This is a genomic window from Cellulosimicrobium funkei (assembly GCF_001019615.1).
GTDB lineage: Bacteria > Actinomycetota > Actinomycetes > Actinomycetales > Cellulomonadaceae > Cellulosimicrobium > Cellulosimicrobium cellulans_E.
The window spans coordinates 1-21,474 of the sequence record NZ_JNBQ01000020.1 but is presented as its reverse complement, the minus strand read 5'-3'; the positions used below and the strand labels follow the sequence as shown (position 1 = coordinate 21,474).

Below are 21,474 nucleotides of genomic sequence, written 5' to 3'. Positions count from 1 at the left end.
GCCCCAGGTTACCCGCCGGTACGCCTCGCGGCGGGCGTGCCGCCAGTCGTACCGACCGTCACAGACCCAGAGCCCGCTGCATGTCCGCCTTCACGCGGTCGAGGCGGTCGCGTGCGGCGGCGCGGGCCGCCGTGAGGTCGTCGTGCGACGCGTCGGGGGCGACGGGCAGCACGACCTCGAGGTAGCACTTCACCTTCGGCTCGGTCCCGCTCGGGCGCACGATGACGCGTGTCCCGTCGGCCGTGAGGATGCGCACGCCGTCGGTGGGCGGCAGGCCGTCGAGACCGGCCGAGAGGTCGGCGACGTCCGAGACGCCGGCGCCCGCGAGCGTGCGCGGGGGAGCGGCCCGCAGGTGCGTCATCGTCTCGCCGATGCGGTCGAGGTCGGTGAACCGCGCGGAGAGCTGGTCGCTCACGTGGAGGCCGTGCTGGCGTGCCAGGTCGTCGAGCGCGTCGACGAGCGAGCGGCCCTCGGCCTTGAGCCGGTTCGCGAGCTGCGCGACGAGCAGCGCGGCGCTGATCCCGTCCTTGTCGCGCACGTGCGCGGGGTCGACGCAGTACCCGAGCGCCTCCTCGTAGCCGAAGACGAGCCCGTCGACCCGCGAGATCCACTTGAAGCCCGTGAGCGTCGTCGCGAAGCCGAGGCCGTGCGCGGCCGCGATCTTCCCGAGCAGCCGCGAGGACACGACCGAGCACGCGAGCACCCCGCCTGCGGCGCCGGACGCCGCGACGCGCCGTGCGACGTCGTCGCCGAGCAGCGCGCCCACCTCGTCGCCGTGCAGCATGCGCCAGCCGTTGGAGCGCGCGGTCTCCGCACCCTGGTAGGTGCCGACGCGCGGGTCGAACACCGCGACCGCGCAGCGGTCGGCGTCGGGGTCGTTGGCCAGCACGACGTCGGCCGCGGAGTCTTGCGCGACGGCGAGCGCGAGGTCCATCGCGCCCGGCTCCTCCGGGTTGGGGAACGCGACGGACGGGAAGTCGGGGTTCGGGTCGAGCTGCTCCTCGACCGGGACGACGGTCGTGAAGCCCGCGTCGCGCAGCACGTGCGCGACCGTCTCGCCGCCCACGCCGTGCAGCGCGGTGGTGACGACCTTGAGCCGGCGGGGTGCGCCGTCGGACAGCGCGAGGACAGAGCGGACGTACGCGTCGACGACGTCGCGGCCCAGGACGGTCCACCCCGAGCCTGCGCGCGGGACGGACCGCGCCGGGCCGACGGCCGCGATCGCGGCGGCGATGCGCGCGTCGTAGGGCGGGACGATCTGGGCACCCTGCCCGGAGTCCGCGACGACGCGCCCGCCGAGGTAGACCTTGTAGCCGTTGTCGGCGGGCGGGTTGTGGCTCGCGGTCACCATGACGCCCGCGTCCGCGCCGAGGTGGCGCACCGCGAACGCGAGCACCGGCGTCGGCAGGGCGGACGGCAGCACGAGCACGTCGAGACCGGCCGCCGTGAGCACGGCCGCGCTGTCGACGGCGAACGCGCGCGAGCGGTGCCGCGCGTCGAACCCGACGACGACGCGCGGGCGGGCCCCGCCGCCGGCGCCCGCGGGGCCGAGCGTGTCGAGGAGGAAGGCCCCGAGGCCCGCCGCCGCGCGGATCACGACGGCGCGGTTCATGCGGTGCGGCCCGGCGGCCATGCGGCCACGGAGGCCGGCGGTGCCGAACTCGAGCGGTCCCGAGAACCGGTCCTGGAGCTCGGCGAGAGCGGCGACGCGCACGTCGTGCTTGCGCGGGTCGGGTGAGTCCGCGAGGTCGAGCAGGTGCCGCAGCTCGTCCTGGTCGCCCGCGTCGACGTCGTCGTCGACCCACGCGGCGACGCGCTCGAGGAAGGCGCCGCGGTCGGTCCCCGGGTCGAACGTCGGGTCGTCGGCAGGGTCGGTCCGGTATCCCGCGGTGCGGTCCGTCATGTCACACCAGCTTCGCGATGTCGGCCAGGAGGGCGCTGATCCGGGGTCCCGCGGCCTGGCCGGCCTCGATGACCTCGGCGTGGGAGAGCGGCGTCGGGCTGATCCCGGCGGCGAGGTTCGTCACGAGCGAGACGCCGAGCACCTCGAGTCCGCAGTGGCGGGCCGCGATGGCCTCGAGCGTCGTGGACATGCCCACCAGGTCGGCGCCGAGGATCCCGGCCATGCGCACCTCGGCCGGGGTCTCGTAGTGCGGCCCGGGGAACTGCGCGTACACGCCCTCCGGGAGGGTCGGGTCGACGCGGTGCGCGAGCTCGCGCAGGCGCGGCGAGTAGACGTCGGTGAGGTCGACGAAAGTCGGTCCCTCGAGCGGGCTGCGGGCCGTGAGGTTGATGTGGTCCGAGAGCAGCACGGGCGTGCCCGCGCCCCACTCCTGGTTGAGCCCGCCGCACCCGTTCGTGAGGATGAGCGTCTCCGCGCCCGTCGCCGCGGCCGTGCGCACTCCGTGCACGACGGCGCGCACGCCCTTGCCCTCGTACAGGTGCGTGCGCGAGCCGAGCACGAGCGCGTGGCGCACCGAGCCGTCCGCGCGCTCGACCCGGATCGACCGGGTCACCGAGAGGTGGCCCGCGACCGCAGGGGCGGAGAAGCCGGGGATCTCGTGCGTCGGGACCTCCGCGACGACCTCGCCCAGGAGCTCCGCGGCCCCGCCCCAGCCCGAGCCGAGCACGAGGGCCATGTCGTGGCCGTCGACCCCCGTGGCCTGCGCGATGTGGTCGGCGGCGGCCCGTGCCACGAGGAACGGGTCGGTCGCGGGGTCGTCGAGCGGGGGTGTGCTCGCAGGCGTCGTCGTCATGGTCGCAAGGCTAGTCCGTCCCCGGGCACGCGACCCGACGAGGGTCGGCGCCACCGCGCGCCCCTCACCGGCGTCGGCGTCTCGCATGCTGACACCGCGGGACGCGACGGCCTGACAGAATGTCCGGCGTGACGCACGCGAGCATCGACCACCAGGCCACCCGCATCGTCGTCCTCGGAGGCGGGCCCGGAGGGTACGAGGCCGCTCTCGTCGCCCGCCGGCTCGGCGCCGACGTGACCGTCGTCGAGCGCCACGGCCTCGGCGGCGCGGCCGTGCTGACCGACGTCGTCCCCTCCAAGACCCTCATCGCGACCGCCGACTGGATGACCATCGCCGAGCGCGCCGCCGAGCTCGGGATCCGCCTGCCCGTCGACACCGCCAAGGCGCAGCACCCCGCGATGCGCCGCCACATCGTCGACCTCGAGGCCGTGAACACGCGCGTCATGGCGCTCGCGGCCGCGCAGTCGGCGGACATCCACGCGCGCCTCGAGCGCGAGGGCGTGCGCGTCGTCATCGGCGCGGGTCGCCTCGACGGCCCCGAGCGCGTCGTCGTCGACTCGCCCGACGGCGCGGACGGGCCCGTCGTGCTCGACGCCGACGTGATCCTCCTCGCGGTCGGTGCGACGCCGCGCGTCCTGCCGACGGCGCAGCCCGACGGCGAGCGCATCCTCACGTGGACGCAGCTCTACAACCTGTCCGAGCTGCCGGAGCGGCTGATCGTCGTCGGGTCGGGCGTCACGGGCGCCGAGTTCGCGGGCGCGTACAACGCGCTGGGGTCCGACGTCGTGCTCGTGTCGAGCCGCGACCGCGTGCTCCCGGGGGAGGACGCCGACGCCGCGGAGCTGCTCGAGGGTGTGTTCCGCTCCCGCGGCATGACCGTCATGTCGCGGTCCCGTGCCGAGTCCGCCGAGCGCACCGAGGACGGCGTGCGCGTCACGCTCTCCGACGGCCGCGTCGTCGAGGGCTCGCACGTCCTCATCGCCGTCGGCGCCATCCCGTCGACGAGCGGCATCGGCCTCGAGGAGGCCGGGGTCCGGCTCACGCCGAGCGGCCACGTGGAGGTGGACAAGGTGTCGCGCACGTCCGTGCGCGGCGTCTACGCGGCCGGCGACTGCACCGGCGTGCTGCCGCTCGCGTCGGTCGCCGCGATGCAGGGCCGGGTCGCCATGTCGCACGCGCTCGGCGACGCGGTCGTGCCGATCAAGCTGCGCACCGTCGCGGCGAACATCTTCACCGCGCCCGAGATCGCGACCGTCGGGTACAGCGAGGAGCAGCTCAAGGCGCAGAGCAGCAAGTACGTCACGACCGTGCTGCCGCTCGCGCGCAACCCGCGCGCCAAGATGCTCGGCATGCGCGACGGCTTCGTCAAGCTCTTCGCGCACCCCGAGGCGGGGGTCGTCCTCGGCGGGGTCGTCGTCGCGCCGCGCGCGAGCGAGCTCGTCTTCCCCATCACGCTCGCCGTGTCCCACCGGCTGACGGTCGACGACGTCGCGTCGGCCTTCACCGTCTACCCGTCGCTCTCGGGGTCCATCGCCGAGGTGGCGCGCATGCTGCACCACCGCGAGGACTGACAGCGCCCGCCTCAAGCGAGCTCCTCAGCCGAGCAGGGCGACGAGCCTCCGCGCGCTCGCGCCCGGCTCCTCCGCCCCGGTGACGAACGTGCGGTGCGCCAGGTCGCGCGTGCCGACGTCGTCGAACCACTCGGCGAGGAAGTCGTGGCCGTCGCGGACCCAGTCCGTGCCCTTTGACGCGACCGACCGGGCCCGCAGCACCGTCAGGGCGTGCTCGCGGTCGGTGCCGGGCAGGACGAGGACGACGTGCGGCACGGGCGCGAGCGCCGTGCGGACGCGCTCCACGCACGCCGGGTCCGTGTACGACGCGTGCCCCGCACCGAGCGCGAGCACCGCGCCGGGGTGCTCGGCGACCGCACGCTGGACGGCGTGCGCCCGCGCCGGTTCCCACTCCCGCTCCGCCGCGACCCGGCCGATGACCGCGATGCGCTCGACGAGCCGGTCGACGCTCCACCCGACCTCCGGGTAGTAGTCGTCCGCGACGGCGTCGAGGTCGACGAACGGGACCCCGAGCAGCCCGGCCACGAGCTCGCCGATCGTGGACTTGCCGGTGGCCGCGGGGCCGAGCAGGACGAGGAGCGGCGCGACGGCCCGGCCGTCCGCCTGCTGGCGCGACACCTCAGAGCCGGCCGTCCAGGCGCAGCGTCCCGTCCGCGAAGGCGAGCTCGGTGAGCTGGAACCCCGGGAAGGTGTGCTCGAGCACGCCGCCGAGCAGCGCCTGCACGTCGACCGCGACCCGCGCGTCGGGCAGCACGCGCACCGCCTGGGGCGGCAGCCCGTGCGAGCGGAGCGCGCCCTGGAGCGGCGCCTCGACGAACCCGAGCAGCTTGTGCGCGGGCAGTCCGGCGGCGTTGGCCTCGACCGCGAGCACGGCGGTGCCTGCCACGACCGACTCGACGTGCAGCGTCGCCCGCACCACGGGGACCAGCCGGGCGGCGAGCTTGAGCGCCGACGGCGGGTCGGGCACCTCGCGCAGGTCGACGACGACCCGCACGTCGTCGCCCTCGCTCGTCACCGAGCGCACGTACGGCGGCAGCCCGCCCGTCGCGCGCGCGATCTCCACGGCCTCGGTCACGGTCAGCTCGATGCGCATCCCTCGACCCTAGCGGCCGGTCCCGCGAGTCAGTCGCGGGCGCGGAGCTCGGCGAGCAGTGGGCGGTGGTCGGAGGCGGTGTCGTCGAGGACCTCGAAGGAGCGGAAGGTCACGTCGTCGGAGCCGAAGACCCAGTCGATGCGATGGGCTGGCGCAATGGAGGGCGACGTGAGCGCGTCCGGGTCGCCGGCGGCGTCCTGACCGCTCTCGAGGCCCTGCTCCTCGAGGAAGGTGATCTCGTCCCAGCCGGGCTCGGCGTTGAGGTCTCCCGCGAGGACGGACGCGCCCTCCACCGGCTCGTCGGCGAGGAGGGTCTCGAGCTGGTCGAGGCGGGTCGGCGTGTTCTCCTGGCGGTGCTGGAGGTGCACCGACGTGACGCGCACGGGGACGCCCCCGGCGTCGAGCGTGGCCGAGATCGCCGAGCGCTCCTGCGGCCCGGCGCCGTACGGCAGGGCGTGGCGGACGACGTCGGCGAGGTCGCCGCGCAGCGGGTCCCACAGGAGCGCGTTGCCGAACTGCCGGTCGGCCGCGGGGACGAAGGCGACGCGCATCCCGGTCTCGCGCGCGAGGTAGGTCGCCATGTCGGCGCCCCCGCCGAGCACCCAGCCGCGGGAGACCTCCTGAAGGGTGACGACGTCGGCGCCGGAGTCCTCGATGGTCGCGACCATCTCGTCGAGCCGGACCGACGGGTCGGCGCTCACGCCGTAGTGCAGGTTCCAGTCGAGCACGCGCAGCTCACCGACCGGGTAGTCGGCGACGGCCGACGTCGTCGTCGGCACGTGGACCTGGGTGACCCCGACGAGCGCGAGCACCGCGACCGCCCCGCCGACGGCGAGCGCCGGGACGCCGGTGCCCTCGGCGGCGGTCGTCGTCCCCGACCCCGCGGGGTCGGCCGGGGCCGTCGACGCACCGCGGGCGCGGAGCCCGGCGGCGACCGCCGGCACGGCGAGCGCGAGCGCGGCCGCGACGGGGACGAGCGTGTGGGGGACGGGGAGCGGGACGTCGTACTCCAGCTGGTACCCGAGCAGGGGCACGGCGGTCGTGAGCCCGGCGACGCTCGCCGCGCCCGCGAGCCGCAGCCATGTGAGCGGGCGCGCTGTCTTCGTCAGGGCGAGGGCGAGCGTCCGCGCGGCCGCGGGGACCAGGAGCACGAGCAGCGCGAGCAGCGCCCAGCCGCCCACGGTTCCGGGACCGTCGAGGCGCGGCACGGCGAGGAACACCACCGCGACGCCGGCGACGAGCACGGCGGGGGACAGCCATGGCGACCCGGGCCGGGTCGACCGGCCCGCCCATGGGACGAACCACGCGGCGAGCACGGCCGCGACGGCCAGGGCGGCGACGGCGAACGGCAGCGCGACGCCCGCCTGGGACGCGGCGAACGCCGGGTTGGCGAGCACCTGCACCGCGAGCGCGACGAACGGGCCGAGCACCCACAGCCCGCGCGCGCCCGGCCACGCGGCGCGGCCCCGCAGAACCCACGCGCACGCGACCGCGGCGGCGGCGACGGCGACCGTCACGACCCACGCCGCGACGTCGGACCGCCAGTAGGCGTCCCACGTGCCGAGGGCGGCGCTCACCGCCCCGGCGAGCAGGGCGCCGAGCACGACGCCGAGGGCGACGAGGGACCCGCGCGCGAGGCGCCCGTCCGGCCGGGCCGGCACAGGTTCCGGCACGCCCTCGGGAGCGCGCGCGGCGTCGAGGTCCGTGCCGTCGCGGGCCGGCGTCCCGCTCGCGAACGCGGCCACGAGCACGAGCACGCCGATCCCGAGCGCGACGGTCGCGAGCCCGACGCCGTACCGCACGAGCCCGAGGTCGACGCCCGCGGTGATCGCCGCGCCGAGCCCCTGGAGCGCGAGGCGGGCCACGACGAGCGCGGCCACGGCGAGCAGCACGACCCTCCCCGTGAGCTCGAGGCGTGCCGCGATCATCACGACGAGGACGCCGGGGGCGGCGTACGTCGCGAGCGCCGTGAGGGCCACGGTGACGACGCCGGCGGAGAACGCGTGGTCGAGCAGGGGGCCGCTCGACCGGACGAGCTCGACGACGATCGCGGTGACCGTCACGACGAGCAGGAGCGGGAGGAGGGCCGCGCGGTCGAACCGGGTGGCGGGCCGGGGAACGGGCCGGACGGGCGGGGGCTGCGCTGCGCTCACGAGGCACGACGCTACCGGGCGGGCGCTGTGATCCGCACCACACGATCGGGTCTTCCGTGCCAGACTGAGGGATCGGCTGCGACGGCGCGCCACCACCTCGGCGCGCGAGGAGGCGAGGACGTGGAGACGACCGCTGGGATCTCCCCGCACGCGCAGGGCGCCACGAGCGCCCCGACCGCGACGGACGACGAGCAGGGGCGCGCCGGGGAGGCGCGCATCGGGCACTGGGTCGCGGGTCGCGCGCGGCCCGACGCGGAGCGGTACGGACCGGTCCACGACCCGGCGACGGGCGCCGTCACGGGGCGGGTGGCGCTCGCGTCCGCCGCGGACGTCGACGCCGCGGTCGCCGCGGCGCGGGACGCGTTCCCCGCGTGGCGCGCGACGAGCGTGTCGCGTCGCGTCGCGATCCTCTTCGCGTTCCACCAGCTCCTCGTCGACCACCGCGACGAGATCGCGGCGGTCGTGAGCGCCGAGCACGGCAAGGTGCTCTCCGACGCGGCGGGCGAGGTCGCCCGCGCGCTCGAGTGCGTCGAGTTCGCGTGCGGCATCGGCCAGCTCCTCAAGGGCGGGTACACCGAGCAGGCGTCGTCGGGCGTGGACGTGCACGAGGTGAAGCAGGCCCTCGGCGTCGTCGCCTGCATCACGCCGTTCAACTTCCCGGCCATGGTGCCGCTGTGGATGATCCCCAACGCGATCGCGTGCGGGAACACGGTCGTGCTCAAGCCGAGCGAGCGCGACCCCTCGGCGTCGCTCGTCGTCGCGCGCCTGCTCCAGGAGGCCGGCGTGCCGGACGGCGTGGTGAACGTCGTGCAGGGCGACCGCGTCGCGGTCGAACGCCTGCTGGAGCACCCCGACGTCGAGGCCGTGAGCTTCGTCGGCTCGACGCCCGTCGCGCGCCACGTCTACGAGACGGGGACCCGGCACGGCAAGCGCGTCCAGGCGCTCGGCGGGGCGAAGAACCACATGGTCGTGCTGCCCGACGCCGACGTGGACGTCGCGGCGGACGCGGCGGTCTCCGCGGCGTACGGGTCGGCGGGCGAGCGCTGCATGGCGGTCTCCGTGCTCGTGGCCGTCGGAGCGGTGGCCGACTCGCTCGTCGAGGCGATCCGCGAGCGTGTGGCGCGCCTCGTCGTCGGGCCGGGCTCCGACCCCGCGTCGCAGATGGGCCCGCTCATCACGGCCGAGCACCGCGACCGGGTCGCGGCACGCGTGGGCACCGCCGCCGAGGAGGGCGCGACGCTCGTCGTCGACGGGCGCGAGGCCCCCGACGGTGCGGGGGATCTCGGGGAGGGGTTCTTCCTGCACCCCACGCTCGTCGACCACGTGCGCCCCGAGCACACGGTGTACCGCGAGGAGATCTTCGGGCCGGTGCTGTCGGTCGTGCGCGCGGAATCCTACGACGAGGCCGTCGGGCTGGTGAACGACAACCCCTACGGCAACGGCGCCGCGATCTTCACGCGCGACGGCGGCGCCGCGCGCGCGTTCGAGGTCGACGCCCGGGCGGGCATGATCGGCGTCAACGTCCCCATCCCCGTGCCGGTCGGCTACTACTCGTTCGGCGGCTGGAAGAGCTCGCTCTTCGGGGACCTGCACGTCTACGGCCCGGAGAGCGTGCAGTTCTACACGCGCACCAAGGTCGTCACGACGCGCTGGCCCGACCCGTCCACGGCGGGCGTGGACCTCGGCTTCCCCCGGACCCGGTGAGCGCCCGATGACGACGGAGGAGCTCGCCCGGCGCACGTCGACCACGCGCGCAGACGACCGCTACGTCTTCCACTCGTGGTCCGCGCAGGGCGCGATCGACCCGCTGCCCGTCGCCGGCGGGGAGGGCGCGTGGTTCTGGGACGAGGACGGCAACCGCTACCTCGACTTCGCGTCCCAGCTCGTGAACCTCAACCTGGGCCACCAGCACCCGCGGCTCGTCGCGGCGCTCCAGGCGCAGGCGGGCCGGCTCGCGACCGTCGGCCCGACGTTCGCCAACGACGTGCGGGGCGAGCTCGCCCGGCTGATCGCGGAGCGCGCCCCGGGCGCGCGGGACGGCGGGCCGGCGACCGGCGACGAGCGACGGTGGCGCGTCTTCTTCACGAACGGCGGGGCCGACGCCGTCGAGAACGCGGTCCGGCTCGCGCGCCTGCACACCGGGCGCGCGAAGGTGCTCGCCGCGTACCGGTCGTACCACGGCAACACGACGACGGCGATCTCCCTCACGGGCGACCCGCGGCGCTGGCCCAACGAGGTCTCGCCCGACCCGCACGTGCGGCACTTCCTCGGCCCGTACGCGTACCGCTCCGCGTTCGGGGCGCGAGACGACGCGGAGGAGGGCGTGCGTGCGCTCGCCCACCTGCGCGAGGTGGTGCAGCTCGAGGGGCCGGGGACGATCGCGGCGATCCTGCTCGAGACGATCGTCGGGACCAACGGCGTGCTCATCCCGCCCGACGGCTACCTCGAGGGCGTGCGCGCGCTGTGCGACGAGCACGGCATCCTCCTGGTGACCGACGAGGTCATGGTCGGGTTCGGCCGGGTGGGCGAGTGGTTCGCGGTGGACCGGTGGGGCGTCGTGCCCGACCTCGTGACCTTCGCCAAGGGCGTGAACTCGGGCTACGTGCCGCTGGGCGGCGTCGTCCTGGGGGAGCACGTCGCGCGGACGTTCGACGACCGCGTCTTTCCCGGGGGCCTCACCTACTCCGGCCACCCGCTCGCGTGCGCGGTGGGGGTCGAGTCGGTCCGCACGTTCGAGGACGACCGGATCCTGGAGCGGGTGCGGACGCTCGGCGCGGACGTCATCGGGAAGCGGCTGCGCGAGATCGCGGACCGGCACCCGAGCGTCGGGGAGGTCCGCGGGCTCGGGTTCTTCTGGGCGGTCGAGCTCGTGCGCGACCGGGAGACGCGCGAACCGCTCGTCCCGTTCAACGCGAGCGGGCCTGCGGCCGCGCCGATGGCCGCCGTCGTCGCCGCGGTGAAGGAGCGCGGCGTGTGGCCGTTCGTGCACTTCAACCGCATGCACGTCGCGCCGCCGCTCGTCACGTCTGCCGCCGACCTCGAGCACGGCCTCGCCGCGATCGACGCGGCTCTCGACGTCGCCGACGAGCAGGCCGAGGCGGTGCGGGCATGAGAAGGGCCCGGTTCGCGCCCCCAGACCAGGCCCATTTCATGCCCACAACTGAGGAGGGGTCATGACCACCGTGCGTGCCGCGCTCACCCAGGTCCGCTGGACGGGCGACAAGGAGTCGATGATCGACGTCCACGAGAAGCACCTGCGCGACGCCGCCGACCAGGGCGCGAAGCTCGTGTGCTTCCAGGAGCTGTTCTACGGGCCGTACTTCTGCCAGGTGCAGGACGCCGCGTACTACGCCTACGCCGAGTCGGTCCCCGGGCCCACGGTCGAGCGGTTCTCGGCGCTCGCGGCCGAGCTGGGCACCGTCGTCGTGCTGCCGGTCTACGAGGAGGAGCAGCCGGGCGTCCTGTACAACACCGCGGCGGTGATCGACGCGGACGGGCGCTATCTCGGCAAGTACCGCAAGACGCACATCCCGCACGTGCGCGGGTTCTGGGAGAAGTTCTACTTCCGCCCCGGCAACCTGGGCTACCCGGTGTTCGACACCGCCGTCGGGCGCGTGGGCGTCTACATCTGCTACGACCGGCACTTCCCGGAGGGCTGGCGCGCGCTCGGCCTGAACGGCGCGGAGATCGTGCTCAACCCCAGCGCGACCAGCCGCGGGCTGTCGAACTACCTGTGGAGGCTCGAGCAGCCGGCGGCGGCGGTCGCCAACGAGTACTACGTCGGCGCGATCAACCGCGTGGGCGTCGAGGACCTCGGCGACGACGACTTCTACGGCACGTCGTACTTCGTCGACCCGGAGGGCGCGTTCGTCGGCGACCCCGCCGACGACCACGAGGAGGAGCTCGTCGTGCGCGACCTCGACCTGGACCTCCTGCGCGTCGTGCGCGACCGGTGGCAGTTCTACCGCGACCGCCGGCCCGACGCCTACGACGACCTCACCCGGCCGTGACCTGAGGACCCGAGAGGGGAGCACGCGATGCCGCACACGCTGATCCGGGGAGGGACCGTCGTCGGGCCCACGGGCTCGACGCCCGCCGACGTGCTGGTCGACGGCGAGCAGGTCGCCGCGCTCCTGCGGCCCGGGGACACGAGCCTGGGCGCCGACCTCGCCGCGTCCGCCGAGCGCGTCATCGACGCGACCGGCATGTACGTCATCCCGGGCGCCGTCGACTGCCACACCCACATGGAGCTGCCGTTCGGCGGGACGAACGCGTCCGACACGTTCGAGACCGGGACGCGTGCGGCGGCGTGGGGCGGCACGACGACGATCGTCGACTTCGCCGTCCAGCGCACCGGCGAGCGCGTCCAGGACGGGCTCGCCGCGTGGCACGCGAAGGCGGACGGGCAGTGCGCGATCGACTACGGGTTCCACCAGATCCTCGGGGGCGTCGACGACGACTCGCTCAAGGCCATGGACGAGCTCGTCAGCGAGGGCATCACGAGCTTCAAGCTGTTCATGGCCTACCCGGGCGTGTTCTACAGCGACGACGGGCAGATCCTGCGCGCGATGCGCAAGGCGCGCGACAACGGGTCGGTGATCATGATGCACGCCGAGAACGGCATCGCGATCGACGTGCTCGTGCGCGAGGCGCTCCACCGGGGCGACACCGCCCCGTACTTCCATGGCACGAGCCGACCGTGGGAGACCGAGGAGGAGGCGACGCACCGCGCGATCATGCTCGCGCGCCTGACCGGTGCGCCGCTGTACGTGGTGCACATGTCCGCGAAGCAGGCCGTCGCGACGCTCGCGCAGGCGCGCGACGAGGGGCACAACGTGTTCGGCGAGACGTGCCCGCAGTACCTCTACCTGTCGCTGGAGGAACAGCTCGCCGCGCGCAGCGACGAGTGGGGCGACTTCGAGGGCGCCAAGTGGGTGTGCTCGACGCCGCTGCGCTCGCGCGCCGAGGGCCACCAGGACGAGCTGTGGCGGTACCTGCGCACCGGCGACCTGTCGGTCGTCAGCACCGACCACTGCCCGTTCTGCATGAAGGAGCAGAAGGAGCTCGGGCGCGGCGACTTCTCGAAGATCCCCAACGGGATCGGCGGCGTCGAGCACCGCCTCGACCTGCTCTACCAGGGCGTCGTCGACGGGCGCATCACGCGCGAGCGGTGGGTCGAGCTGTGCTGCACGACGCCGGCCCGCATGTTCGGGCTCGACGGCCGCAAGGGCGTGCTCGCCCCGGGCGCGGACGCCGACGTCGTCGTCTACGACCCTGCCGGGCGCACGTCGATCGGGTACGGGAAGACGCACCACATGAACATGGACCACTCGGCGTGGGAGGGGTTCGAGGTCGACGGGCACGTGGATGTCGTCATGTCGCGCGGGCGCGTGGTCGTCGAGGACGGCACGTACCACGGCAGCCCTGGGCACGGGCAGTTCCTGCGCCGCGGGCTGTCGGCGTACCTGCGCTGAGCGGCGAGCTGCGAAGGACGGGCACGGACCGGATCGGGAGGGCGCATGGACCTCGGGGTGGTGCTGCAGAACGACCCGCCCGCGTGGCGGGTCGTCGACCTCGCGCGGCAGGCGGAGACGTACGGCTTCTCGCACGTGTGGACGTTCGACTCGCACCTGTTGTGGGAGGAGCCGTTCGTCGTCTACTCCCAGATCCTCGCGGCGACGCACCGGGTGACGGTCGGCCCCATGGTCACCAACCCCGCGACGCGCGACGTGACCGTCACCGCCTCGCTCTTCGCGACCCTCAACGAGATGTTCGGCAACCGGACGATCTGCGGCATCGGCCGCGGCGACTCGGCGGTACGCGTCATCAACGGGCGGCCCGTCACGCTCGCCGAGCTCCGCGAGGCGATCGGCGTCATCCGCGGCCTCGCGTCGGGGGAGGCCGTCGAGTACCGCGGCTCGACGCTGCGCCTGCCGTGGAACCCGGACTCCCGGCTGCCGGTGTGGGTCGCGGCGTACGGGCCGAAGGCGCTCGCCCTCACGGGCGAGGTCGGCGACGGCTTCATCCTCCAGCTCGCCGACCCCGACGTCGTCGCGTGGTCCGTCGCCGCGGTGCGCGCCGCGGCCGAGCGCGCGGGTCGCGACCCGGACGCGGTGCGCATCTGCGTCGCCGCGCCCGCGTACGTGACCGACCACGCGCCGTCGGACGGCGAGGCGGGACGTCGTGCGCTCGCGCACGCCTACGACCAGTGCCGCTGGTTCCGGGGGGATGGTCGGCAACCACGTCGCGGAGATCGTCGCGCGGTACGGGCCCGGCGGGTCGGAGGCGGGTGCGGGTGTGACGATCCCGCACGCGCTCACCGACTTCGTCGCGGGGCGCCAGGGCTACGACTACAACGAGCACGGGCGCGCGGGGAACACCCACACGGCGTTCGTCACGGACGAGATCGTCGACCGGTTCTGCCTCGTCGGGCCGGCCGAGCGGCACGTCGAGCGGCTGCGCGAGCTCGCCGCGCTCGGCGTCGACCAGTTCGCCGTCTACCTCCAGCACGACGCCAAGGACGAGACCCTGCGCGCGTACGGCGAGACGGTCGGCCCCGCCGTGCGCGACCTCGTCCGGGCGCGCGAGTGAGCCGCCACGTACCCGCGCTGGGGCTCTCGTCCGCGTGACCGCCGGCGTGACCCAGCCCACGTGACCGGCGCGTCCCGGCGGGACCTTCGGCCCTGTCCGGGCGTACTGCTGGATTCCTACGGTCGGGACCGTGGAAAACCCTCGGGGCGTGACGAGCCGGACGCCGTTCCGCGCGCTCCTCGTGCTCCCCGCCGGGATCGCGCTGCTCACGGGGCTCGCGACCGGGCTCGCCCTGCTCGGGCTCCCGTCGCCCGTCCCTGCCGAGCGGGTCCAGGACGCGCACGGCATGCTCATGGTGCTCGGGTTCGTCGGCACGCTCGTCACCCTCGAACGCGCCGTCGCCGTGCGGCGCCCGGTCGCCTACCTCGCACCCGCCGCGCTCGGGCTCGGCGCGCTCGCGCTCCTCTCGCCCGCGCCCCGCGCGGTCGGGCAGGGGCTGCTCGTCGCGGGGACGCTCGGACTCGTCGCGATCTACGCCGCGCTCTGGCGGCGCCAGCCCGCCGTCGCGACGGCGATCCAGGCCACGGGCGCCGTGCTCGCCGTCGGGGGTGCCGCGCTCTGGGCTGCGGGCGTCGCGGTGCCGGACCTTCTTCCGTGGCTCGTCGGGTTCGTCGCCTGGACCGTGCTCGGCGAGCGCGTCGAGCTCGCACGGCTCGAGATCGACGCCCGGACCGAGCGCACCGTCCTCGCCGGGTCGCTGGTCTCCGTCGGCGCGGCGTGCGTCGCCCTGCTCGCCCCCGCACCCGGGTACGCCATGGCCGGGGCGGCGCTCGCGGTGTCGGCTCTCGTGCTGCTGCGGCACGACGTCGCGCGCCGCACCGTCCGTGGCCGAGGCCTGCCGCGCTTCGCTGCGGCGGCGATGCTCGCGGGCTACGCGTGGCTCGTCGTCGCGGGCGCGGCCTGGGTGTTCCTCGCGGCGGGGGCCGGTCCCTCCGGGCTCGGCCCGGCGGTGACGCTGCGCTCGGGGACGACGTACGACGCCGTCGTGCACGCCGTGTTCCTCGGGTTCGGGGTGTCGATGATCATGGCGCACGCGCCGCTCATCCTCCCGGCCGTGCTGCGCCGTCCGCTCCCATACCGCGCCGCGATGTGGGCGCCGCTCGCGCTGCTGCACGCGTCGCTCGCCGTCCGGGTCGCCGGTGACCTCGCGGGCGACGGGCCCGGAGCGGTGGCGGCCGTCCGCGTCGGCGGCGCGGGGAACGTCGTCGCCGTCCTCGGGTTCGTCGGGGTCGCGCTGTGGTCGGCGCTGCGCGGGGAGCGGGCGGCCGCAGCCGCCGACCACGGCTCTACCTCGCGCGACCACGGCTCTACCTCGCGCGACCAGGGTTCTGTTTCGGCCCCGTCCGCCGTGCTCCCGATCGTCCCCGGAAGGTGACCGTGCCCGCCTCGCCCGAGCGACCCTCGCTCCTGACCGCCCGGCCCGTCGGGCCGCTCCCGGGTACGCAGAAGGTCGGAGGCACCGGTCGGAACCTGTGGCTCCATGCCCTCGTCCTCGGGTGGTTCGTCGCCGAGGCGGTGCTCGTCGTCGTGCACCGGTTCGTGCCCGAGGCCGTGTGGCTCATGGTCCACGTCCTCATGCTCGGTGCCGTGAGCACGGCCGTCCTCGTGTGGAGCCAGCACTTCGCCGACACGATGCTGCGCCGCCAGGCGCCGGGCGGGCGCCCGCTGCACGTCGCGCGGCTCGCCGCGCACACGGTCGGTGCGCTGCTCGTCGTCGCGGGGCTGCTGACCGACGTCTGGTCCCTCGTGGTCGCGGGCGGGGTGCTCGTGGGCGCGGGGGCGGTGACGCACGCGACGGTGCTCGTGCTCCAGGGCCGGGGCGCGCTGCCGTCGCGCTTCGGCCGGCTCGTCCGCTACTACGTCGTCGCTGCCGCGTGCCTGCCCGTCGGCGTGACGCTCGGCGTCCTCATGGCCCGCGGCGGCGCGGGGACGGAGGCGTACGGCCGCCTCTACGTGGCGCACGTGACGCTCAACGTCCTCGGGTGGGTCGGCCTCACGGTGCTCGGCACGCTCGTGCTGCTGTGGCCGACCGTGCTGCGCACGCGCATCCAGCCCGACGCCGACGTCGCGGCCCGCCGCGCGCTGCCGGTCCTCACCGCCGGGATCCTGCTCGTCGTCGCGGCGTGCGCGGTCGGCTGGCGGCCCCTCGTCGCGGCCGGGGCGGCCGTCGTGCTGGGCGGTGTCGTGCTGGTCGGTCGGCACCTCGCGGCGCAGGGTCGGGCCGCCCAGCGCGGCGCCTGGGGGTTCGCCGCGTGGAGCCTCGCCGCGTCCGTGGCGTGGTTCGCCGGGAGCGTGGCCGCGTTCGGGGTGCGGGTCGCGACGGCGCCGTCGTGGGCCGCGGCGCAGGACGCGATCGGCGGGCTGCTGCTCCCGTTCGTCGTCGGGTTCGCCGCGCAGGTGCTCCTCGGCGCGCTCACGTACCTCGTCCCCGTCGTGCTCGGCGGCGGCCCGGCACGACGGCGGCGCACCGAGTCCGTCGTCGGCGCGGGCGGGGCGTACCGCGTGCTCGTCGCGAACGGCGGTCTCGCGCTGTACCTCCTGCCGCTGCCGTCGTGGGTGCGCGTCGGGCTGTCGCTCGTCGTCTTCGCGACCTTCCTCGCCTTCCTCGTCCTCGCGCTGCGCGCCGTGATCGTCTCGCGGGGCGACACGGTCTCGCGCGAGGACGCGTCGCAGCCGACGGTATCCCCGGCCCAGCCGCCCGCCCCGGGCGCGACGAGCCTCACGACGGAGGCTCCGCCGTCGGGCACGCGCCGCGGCGACGCCGCTCGCGCCGTCGCCGCACGCCGGGACGCGCAGGCGCGCCGACCCCTCGCGGGCGCGGTGACGGCCGCCGTCGCGACGCTGGCGCTCGCGGTCGTGGGCGGCATCGCCGCCGACCCGGTGGCGGCCGGCGTCGGGTCGGGCGTCGTCGGGGGTGGCGCTGTCGCCGGGACCGGAGGGGCCGGCGTGCCGGTCGCGACGACCGGCCGCACGACGACCGTGCAGGTCGAGGCCACCGACATGCGGTTCGTCCCGGACACGATCACCGTGCCCGCGGGCGACCGGCTCGTCGTCGAGCTGACCAACACCGACGACGACGTGCACGACCTCGTCCTCGAGGACAGCACGACGTCGGGCCGCGTCGCACCGGGGGAGACCGCCACGGTCGACGTCGGCGTCGTGAGCGGTCCGCTCGACGGCTGGTGCTCCGTCGCCGGGCACCGGCTCATGGGCATGACGCTCACGATCGACGTCGAGGGCACCGGCGGCTCGGACGGCTCCGGCGGGACGGTCACGGCGGACGACGGTGGCCGCGACGTGCACGACGCGCACGGCGGGCACGCGAGCACGGGCTCGGGCGGGGCGGCCTCGCTGACCGCGTCCGACGTCGACCTCATGACGCACCCGGGCGACGGGTTCACCGCGCGTGACGCGACGCTCGCACCGGCCGAGACGGACCCGTCGGGCGAGCCGGTCGTGCACCGGCGCACCCTCACCGTGACGGAGACCGTCCAGGAGGTCGCACCCGCGGTCGAGCAGACGGTGTGGACGTTCGGCGGGACCGCGCCGGGGCCCGTGCTGCGCGGGAAGGTGGGTGACGTCTTCGAGATCACGCTCGTCAACGACGGCACGATCGGGCACTCGATCGACTTCCACGCGGGCGCGCTCGCGCCCGACGAGCCGATGCGGACGATCGCGCCCGGGGAGTCGCTCGTCTACCGCTTCACGGCGACCCGCGCCGGGATCTGGATGTACCACTGCTCGACCATGCCCATGTCGCTGCACATCGCGAACGGCATGTTCGGCGCGGTGATCGTCGACCCGCCGGACCTCGCTCCCGTGGACCACGAGTACGTCGTCGTGCAGTCCGAGCTCTACCTCGGCGCGCAGGGCGCGTCCGCAGACGACGCGAAGGTCGCGGCCGGCGAGCCCGACCTGCTCGCGTTCAACGGCTACGCGAACCAGTACCGGCACGACCCGCTCGAGGCCCGCGTCGGCGAGCGCGTCCGCGTGTGGGTGCTCGACGCCGGCCCGAACCGCCCGAGCGCGTTCCACGTCGTCGGCGGCCAGTTCGACACCGTCTACCAGGAGGGCGCGTACTCGCTCCCGGCCGGGAGCTCCGGCGGCAGCCAGGTGCTCGGCCTGCTGCCCGCGCAGGGCGGGTTCGTCGAGCTCACGTTCCCCGAGGCCGGGACCTACCCGTTCGTCACGCACTCCATGTCCGACGCCGAGCGCGGCGCGTCCGGGGCGTTCGCCGTGACGCCCTGACAGGCCCGCCCGTCGGCGACGTCCCCGCGCCGTCAGGCCCGCAGACCCCGCACCCCACCCGGCGCTCGCGCCACGACCCAGGAGGACCACATGGCAGCAGAACCGATCGAGATCACCGAGCCCCCGCAGCACGCGGCCGCGCACGGGGAGGAGCCCGAGGAGGGGCACACGTGCGGGTGCGCCCACGACGACGGCGAGATCGTGCTCGACGTCCGCACGATCCCGCACGCCGTGCGCCACGGAGTCGTCTTCGGGGCCCTCGAGGCGCTCGCGCCCGGCGACGGGCTCGTGCTCGTCGCGCCGCACGACCCGCTCCCGCTGCTCGCACAGCTCGAGGGACGGGAGCCCGGCGCGTTCGACCGCGAGTACCTGTCGCGCGAGGCGACCGAGGTGAGCATCCGCCTCACGCGCCGGCCGGTGCCCGCGCAGGGCTGAGCAGCGGGGCCGGCAAGCCCTGGCACGCGACGACGCCCGGCGGCACGGGGATGGCCGCCGGGCGTCGTCGTGCGCTCACCGGATCGAGCGATGCGCCGGCGCCCGGGCGCTGCGTGTCGGGACGCAGCACTCGGGCGCGGACGCATCGTGGGGTGAGGGCGGTGCTCGCTAGGGGGCCGTCGGGGGCTCCCAGCCGCGGCGCGGTGCGCGCGACGTCGTCGTGGCCGCGCGGCGCCGGTAGACGACGTACGGGCGCGTGAGGTACCCGAGCGGCGCGGAGAACACGTGCACGAGGCGCGTGAACGGCCACAGGGCGAACAGCGCCAGGCCGCACAGGACGTGGAGCTGGAACGCGAGCGGGACGTCGGCCATGAGCGACGGGTCTGGCTGGAACGTGAGCAGCGAACGGAACCACGGCGAGATCGACCCGCGGTAGTCGTACCCGCCGCCGAAGATCTGGTGCTGCACCGTCGCGAGCGTGCCGAACCCGATCGCGGCGCCGAGCACGACGTACATGAGCTTGTCCGTGCGCGTGGTCACGCGGAACACCGCGCCGGAGAGCCTCCGGCGCAGGACGAGGATCACGAGCCCGACCACCGTGAGCACGGCCGCGAACGTCCCGGCGATCGTCGCGACGAGGTGGTAGGCGTGCTCGTCCACGCCGACGGCCTCGAGCCACGGGCGCGGCACGAGGATGCCGACGACGTGCCCGCCGATGACCATGAGGATGCCGACGTGGAAGAGAGGCGAGCCGAGGCGGAGCCAGCGGTTCTCGTAGAGCTGCGACGAGCGCGTGGTCCAGCCGAACTGGTCGTAGCGGTACCGCCACACGTGGCCGACGACGAACACGGCCGCCACCGCGTACGGGACGGCGACCCACAGCAGGACGTCGAGCGGGCTCATCGTCGGGTCTCCTCGGTCAGGCTCGGGATCGTGGCGAAGGGCGTGAGGTGGGACAGGTCGCTCAGGCCGACGAGCTCGGTGGGCGGTCCCGCGGCGACGAGGTCGCGGAAGCGTGCGGCGGTCGCGGACTGCATCGCCGGGAGCGTCGCGACGAGAGCCGCGACCACGTGCGCGTACGGGCTGCGGACGGTCTCGAGCGCGGCGCGCAGGACCTCGATGCCGTCGCGGTGCGCGTCGAGCACCATGCCGGCGATCTCGCCGTCCGTGCGCGCGGAGAGCTCGAGCACCGTGGGCAGGTGGTCCGGCAGCTCGGAGCCGTCCGTCTCCCATCCGGCCGCGCGGAACGCCTCGACGAACGTGACGAGCGCGGCCCCGCGCTTCCGGGTGTCCCCGGCCGCGTAGTACGACAGGTAGAGCGAGCACTTGCGCTTGAGGTCGAACGTCGTGACGTAGGCGGCCTGGAGCTCGCGGAGGGGCACGGACGCCGTGGCGTCGAGGAACGCGCGCAGGGGTCGCCGCACGTCCGGGGGCAGCCCGGCGACGACGTCCTCGACGTCCGCCCGGTGGGCGGCGGCCTCCGCGGTGGGGTAGTCGAGCAGGAGCGCGATCGCGGTGTGCGCGGCGCGGCGCTGGTCGTCCGGCAGGGGACCGGGCGCCGCCGCGCTCGTCGAGGACGGCGGCCGGGACCGGGCCGCGCGCCTCATGCCGCACCCCCCGAGGGCTCGGGGCCGCCCGCTGGTCGCGACGGCGGGAAGAGCCCGCCCGGCGCGCCGCTGCCGTCCCAGGTGAGCAGGTTGACCCGGCCCGACGTGGACGGCGTGTACGGGCTCGTGGCGCGCTCCTGCGCGCCGACCGCGTGGAACGACTCGCCCGTCGTCGGTCCCGCGCCACCCATCCCCGGGCCGCCGTCGTAGTCCAGCGAGCACGCCATGTCCGTGAGCTCGCGGGCGATCTCGGTGTGGGCGGTGGGGATGACGTACCGGTCTTCGTACTTCGCGATGGCCAGGAGGCGGTACATGTCTTGGACTTGTTGCCCGGTCATGCCGACGGCGGCGGCGGTGCGTTCGTCGGGGTCGCGGCCGAGGTTGAGGTCGCGCATGTAGGAGCGCATGGCGGCCAGGCGGCGCAGGACGCGTTCGACGGGGGCGGTGTCCCCGGCGGTGAACAGGCCCGCGAGGTATTCGAGCGGGATGCGCAGCTTCGAGATCGCGGCGAACAGGGTGCGTCCGTCTTCGCCGTCGTTGCCCGACGCCGCGACGACGTCGACGACGGGGGACAGGGGTGGGATGTACCAGACCATGGGCAGGGTGCGGTACTCGGGGTGCAGGGGCAGGGCGACCTCGTAGCGGGTGATGAGGTCCCAGATGGGGGAGCGTTGGGCGGCGGTGATCCAGTCCTCGGGGATGCCCTCGGCGCGTGCGGCGGCGATCACTTGGGGGTCGTTCGGGTCGAGGAAGACGGCGCGTTGGGAGGCGAGGAGGTCGTGCTCGTCCTGGACGGCGGCGGCTTCGGTGACCTTGTCCGCGTCGTAGAGGACGAGGCCGAGGTAGCGCAGGCGTCCGACGCAGGTCTCGGAGCACACGGTGGGCAGGCCGACCTCGATGCGGGGGTAGCACAGGGTGCACTTCTCGGCCTTGCCGGTCTTGTGGTTGAAGTAGACCTTCTTGTAGGGGCAGCCGGTGACGCACATGCGCCAGCCGCGGCACTGGTCCTGGTCCACGAGC

Annotated in this window: 16 protein-coding genes and 1 pseudogene; 9 read left to right on the top strand and 8 right to left on the bottom strand. The window is 74.9% G+C overall.

From position 1 onward, the window contains the following. Positions 1-58 precede the first annotated feature (58 nt). Both FB00_RS13760 and FB00_RS13755 read right to left on the bottom strand, forming a co-directional pair. Positions 59-1,903 carry a phospho-sugar mutase gene (locus FB00_RS13760; RefSeq protein ID WP_047233497.1) on the bottom strand — a complete coding sequence of 615 codons (1,845 nt, stop codon included), beginning with the start codon at positions 1,901-1,903 and terminating at the stop codon, positions 59-61. Position 1,904: 1 nt separating this feature from the next. Beyond that, positions 1,905-2,756, bottom strand: a complete 852-nt coding sequence (locus tag FB00_RS13755; RefSeq protein ID WP_047233496.1) for a purine-nucleoside phosphorylase — start codon at positions 2,754-2,756, stop codon at positions 1,905-1,907. 119 nt (positions 2,757-2,875) lie between these two features. On the opposite strand from FB00_RS13755, the gene FB00_RS13750 reads away from it, so the two are divergent. Continuing rightward, positions 2,876-4,327 (top strand): NAD(P)H-quinone dehydrogenase, encoded by a 1,452-nt coding sequence (locus FB00_RS13750; RefSeq protein WP_047233495.1) that lies wholly within the window; start codon positions 2,876-2,878, stop codon positions 4,325-4,327. 24 nt (positions 4,328-4,351) lie between these two features. Here the strand turns inward: FB00_RS13750 and FB00_RS13745 are convergent, their stop codons facing one another. The 3 genes from FB00_RS13745 to FB00_RS13735 are packed head-to-tail and all read right to left on the bottom strand — an operon-like array spanning position 4,352 to position 7,573. Next, the gene (locus tag FB00_RS13745) at positions 4,352-4,945 is read right to left on the bottom strand and encodes a shikimate kinase (RefSeq protein WP_052877679.1); all 594 of its coding nucleotides are present in this window, start codon (positions 4,943-4,945) and stop codon (positions 4,352-4,354) included. Between the two features lies 1 nt (position 4,946). Beyond that, positions 4,947-5,420, bottom strand: a complete 474-nt coding sequence (locus FB00_RS13740; RefSeq protein ID WP_047233494.1) for a hypothetical protein — start codon at positions 5,418-5,420, stop codon at positions 4,947-4,949. 29 nt (positions 5,421-5,449) lie between these two features. Then, complete coding sequence (locus tag FB00_RS13735) at positions 5,450-7,573, bottom strand: endonuclease/exonuclease/phosphatase family protein (RefSeq protein ID WP_052877678.1); 2,124 nt, start codon at positions 7,571-7,573, stop codon at positions 5,450-5,452. A gap of 216 nt (positions 7,574-7,789) precedes the next feature. Here FB00_RS13735 and FB00_RS13730 point away from each other — a divergent pair, with 216 nt between their 5' ends. The 8 genes and pseudogenes from FB00_RS13730 (at position 7,790) to FB00_RS13695 (ending at position 18,847) form a co-directional block, all read left to right on the top strand. Continuing rightward, complete coding sequence (locus FB00_RS13730; protein ID WP_047233527.1) at positions 7,790-9,277, top strand: CoA-acylating methylmalonate-semialdehyde dehydrogenase; 1,488 nt, start codon at positions 7,790-7,792, stop codon at positions 9,275-9,277. A gap of 7 nt (positions 9,278-9,284) precedes the next feature. Further along, positions 9,285-10,685 (top strand): aspartate aminotransferase family protein, encoded by a 1,401-nt coding sequence (locus tag FB00_RS13725; RefSeq protein WP_047233493.1) that lies wholly within the window; start codon positions 9,285-9,287, stop codon positions 10,683-10,685. Between the two features lie 61 nt (positions 10,686-10,746). After that, the gene (locus FB00_RS13720; RefSeq protein ID WP_047233492.1) at positions 10,747-11,583 is read left to right on the top strand and encodes a nitrilase-related carbon-nitrogen hydrolase; all 837 of its coding nucleotides are present in this window, start codon (positions 10,747-10,749) and stop codon (positions 11,581-11,583) included. 27 nt (positions 11,584-11,610) lie between these two features. After that, positions 11,611-13,047, top strand: coding sequence for a dihydropyrimidinase (gene hydA, locus FB00_RS13715; RefSeq protein WP_047233491.1), 1,437 nt, complete (start codon positions 11,611-11,613; stop codon positions 13,045-13,047). A gap of 45 nt (positions 13,048-13,092) precedes the next feature. Next, positions 13,093-14,164 (top strand): annotated as a pseudogene (locus FB00_RS13710) (TIGR03842 family LLM class F420-dependent oxidoreductase). A gap of 130 nt (positions 14,165-14,294) precedes the next feature. Next, positions 14,295-15,539, top strand: coding sequence for a hypothetical protein (locus FB00_RS13705; protein WP_047233490.1), 1,245 nt, complete (start codon positions 14,295-14,297; stop codon positions 15,537-15,539). Beyond that, the gene (locus FB00_RS13700; RefSeq protein ID WP_231581854.1) at positions 15,536-18,412 is read left to right on the top strand and encodes a multicopper oxidase domain-containing protein; all 2,877 of its coding nucleotides are present in this window, start codon (positions 15,536-15,538) and stop codon (positions 18,410-18,412) included. The genes FB00_RS13705 and FB00_RS13700 overlap by 4 nt, the downstream gene beginning before the upstream one ends. A 90-nt stretch (positions 18,413-18,502) precedes the next feature. Beyond that, positions 18,503-18,847 (top strand): DUF2249 domain-containing protein, encoded by a 345-nt coding sequence (locus FB00_RS13695; protein WP_047233489.1) that lies wholly within the window; start codon positions 18,503-18,505, stop codon positions 18,845-18,847. Positions 18,848-19,015: 168 nt separating this feature from the next. Here FB00_RS13695 and narI read toward each other — a convergent pair whose 3' ends face one another. From narI to FB00_RS13680, 3 genes are all read right to left on the bottom strand, one after another. Further along, complete coding sequence (gene narI, locus FB00_RS13690) at positions 19,016-19,750, bottom strand: respiratory nitrate reductase subunit gamma (protein ID WP_047233488.1); 735 nt, start codon at positions 19,748-19,750, stop codon at positions 19,016-19,018. Continuing rightward, positions 19,747-20,454, bottom strand: coding sequence for a nitrate reductase molybdenum cofactor assembly chaperone (gene narJ, locus FB00_RS13685; RefSeq protein ID WP_047233487.1), 708 nt, complete (start codon positions 20,452-20,454; stop codon positions 19,747-19,749). Before narJ ends, narI begins: the two co-directional genes overlap by 4 nt. Further along, positions 20,451-21,474: 4Fe-4S dicluster domain-containing protein (locus tag FB00_RS13680; protein WP_047233486.1), on the bottom strand; the 1,024-nt coding region annotated here is incomplete at its 5' end. The genes FB00_RS13680 and narJ, both read right to left, overlap by 4 nt.